Source organism: Streptomyces sp. NPDC032161, assembly GCF_040636995.1.
Taxonomy (GTDB): Bacteria; Actinomycetota; Actinomycetes; order Streptomycetales; family Streptomycetaceae; genus Streptomyces.
Genome location: NZ_JBEZVN010000107.1, coordinates 1 through 2,531 on the forward strand (window position 1 = coordinate 1; position 2,531 = coordinate 2,531).

The 2,531-nt window shown below is 65.8% G+C and carries 1 protein-coding gene and 2 pseudogenes; all 3 read right to left on the minus strand.

Going from position 1 to position 2,531, the window contains the following annotated elements; genetic code table 11:
* Window positions 1-447, minus strand: a 447-nt coding sequence (locus tag AB0E67_RS36385) for a winged helix-turn-helix domain-containing protein (protein ID WP_362035140.1), incomplete at its 3' end; no start/stop codon positions are given.
* Between the two features lie 84 nt (window positions 448-531).
* Window positions 532-750: pseudogene (locus tag AB0E67_RS36390) on the minus strand (reverse transcriptase N-terminal domain-containing protein); the annotation flags it as partial.
* Window positions 751-1,359: 609 nt separating this feature from the next.
* Window positions 1,360-2,325, minus strand: a pseudogene (locus AB0E67_RS36395) (IS701 family transposase); the annotation flags it as partial.
* Between the last annotated feature and the right edge of the window lie 206 nt (window positions 2,326-2,531).

Sequence of the window (2,531 nt, forward strand, 5' to 3'; positions counted from 1 at the left end):
GGTCGCCTCCCTCCACACGGTCACGGCCTGCTCGTCGCGCTCGGCGACCCGCCGCACGGGGACCTGCGGGCTGAAACCGAGCCGGTGCATCAGCCTCGTCGCGCCGGAGACGCTGTAGGAGACGTGGAACTTCCTGCCGATCAGCGTGGCGACCCTTGCCGCGGTCCACACCTGGTCCTCCACCCAGCCGTGCGCGGCCGGACCCTGCTCCAGATACGCAGCCAGCTTCTCCAGACAGGGCTCGGACAGACGGCACCGCGATCCGCTCGGGCCACGGGAAGCCAGAGCCCGCACACCACCCTCCCGCCACAACTGGTGCCACTGGTAGGCCGACTTCCGGCTCACCCGCAGACGCTGTGCCACCTCCAGCGGCTTGATGCCGTGCTCGAACAGCTCAGCCGCCTGCAGCCGTACCGACTCCCGGCGCAGCCGACCCGCAGCAGTCAGCCCGCCCCCATCCGCATACCTCACCCACCACCGAATACAGCCACCACACCGAGCCCCTCAGAGACTTCGAGAAAGTTCACCCCAACGAGCCGAAGTCAGTAGTTTCTGCAAGTTGCGGACCCTCTTCAGGTCCCCTGCCTGCGACGCCGCAAAGATGCGCTGGCGCAGACGACGTACGTTCTCCTCGGCGGCATCCCAGTCGATCTCATGCCAGTCGGGGAGTTCGTCTTCCGGTCCGTTCACCCTGCCGCCATACGGTGGCCCGGCGTCTAACGTGTCCTTCAGTTCCGTCGTCCTTGTCATCGTCTACCTCGCGGGCTCACCTGACCCACGTCAGCACCCTTTCGGGCCGGGTCACGCGGACCCTATCCGGCCAGTTATGCGGGACGGGCGGCGGAGTGGCCGACGTTTCCGTCCCGGTTTCCTGCTGCCTTTCGGTCACCGGCATTCGCTTCTTGGGCCATCCTGTTCCCGCCAGAGAGTTGAGCGTTCCTTGCGGTCGGCCTACCCGGTGCACGAAGCGACCGGGACTCTTGCGGGGTTTCCACGTTCTGCATGAGCGGGTTGGGTGCCCTCTCTACCCCGGGACGGCGGTGTTCTCCCGGCTGACTCGTTCTCTCCAGCCGGCGCCTGCCGCTTCTCAACGGCCAGTCCTGTACCCCGCTGACACATCCCACCGGCGGGGGTCGAAGTTACGAGGCATAGCCAAGGGTTCATTCGCATTCACCCGTCCACTCATTCCCCTTGCCTGTAACTCCCGGATGGAACGGGAATCCTTGGGCTTTTCCCCCGGGCTTCGCACCCTCCCGTTACCAGGAACGCACGCCGGAGCGGGGACAGACCCTGAACACTGGCCCGGAACTACACCTTCCTCAAAGGAACCTCCTCTCAGTGAGTTCACTCAGCTCAAGCAGCCTCGTGTCGCATGAACGATTCCTCGATGGCCCACCTGGCCGCGGCGACCTTGACCAGATCCTTCAGGCGGGTGGCGACGGGGCCGTAGCAGACGTAGTGGGCGATGTCGGTGGGGTCTTTGACCGAGCGACGGGCCAGGACCCAGTGGCCGACACCGTCCTCCCACACGGGGCGGATCGCCACCCGGGCCCAGTCATAGACGCGCTCGCCGTGGGAGCCGGGGCCACCGGACAGGCGCTTCCATGCCTGCCGGGGCAAGGCGGCGACCAACTCGTCCACCCGGACCTCACGCCAACCGGTTGTGATCACGGTGTCGTTGACCCTGGTGGCCAGCACATAGCCGACCCCACGCTGTTCCAGCCACACACGAAGGTGCTTGACCTGCCCGTACGCCTCGTCCGCGGTCACCCACGCGAACGGCACCCCGGCATCGATCGCACGCTGCAGCATCCACCGGAAGTGCTCGTTCTTCGTCGCGAACGGCACCTCGTCCGGGATACCGGCCGCCCGACACCGCTCACGGTCATCCGTCCAGGACTTCGGCAGATACAACTCCCGGTCGATCAGCGCCCGGCCCTTCGCCGACGCATACGCCAGGAACGTGCCGACCTGGGCGTTCTCCGTCCTGCCCGCCGTCCCGGTGTACTGCCGCTGGACACCCGCCGACCCCGTGCCCTTCTTCAGGAAACCGGTGTCATCACCGATCAGGATCCCGTCCTTGGCACCGATAGTCTCCACGACGAAGTCCCGCACGTCGTCACGGACACCGTCCACGTCCCAGCCCGCCTCGCCCAACAGGCGCTGCATCCCGATCGGATGCCCCTCACCCGCACGCTCGGCCAACGTCCACCCGTTTTTCCGTTCCAGCGGAGCGATCAACCCCGCCATATACGTCAGGGCACGCGCCCGAGGCTCGGACCTGGCAAAACGCTCAGCGAACCGCACATGCAGCCCGGACAGCATCCCCTGCCAGGCCTCGATCTGCCCCACCCCAAGATCTACAGACACGGCAGAACACAACCACAGTCACCGACAGAGCTCACAACTGCCCTATCAGTAACTGTGATTGCAGTACTAGTACTCCAGTACGGTTTCGTGATCTACCCAGCGGATTCGTCGGCGGCCCGTCGTTGGTAGTGGCTGTGTCGGGCTGTTGCCTGGTGGTGTCT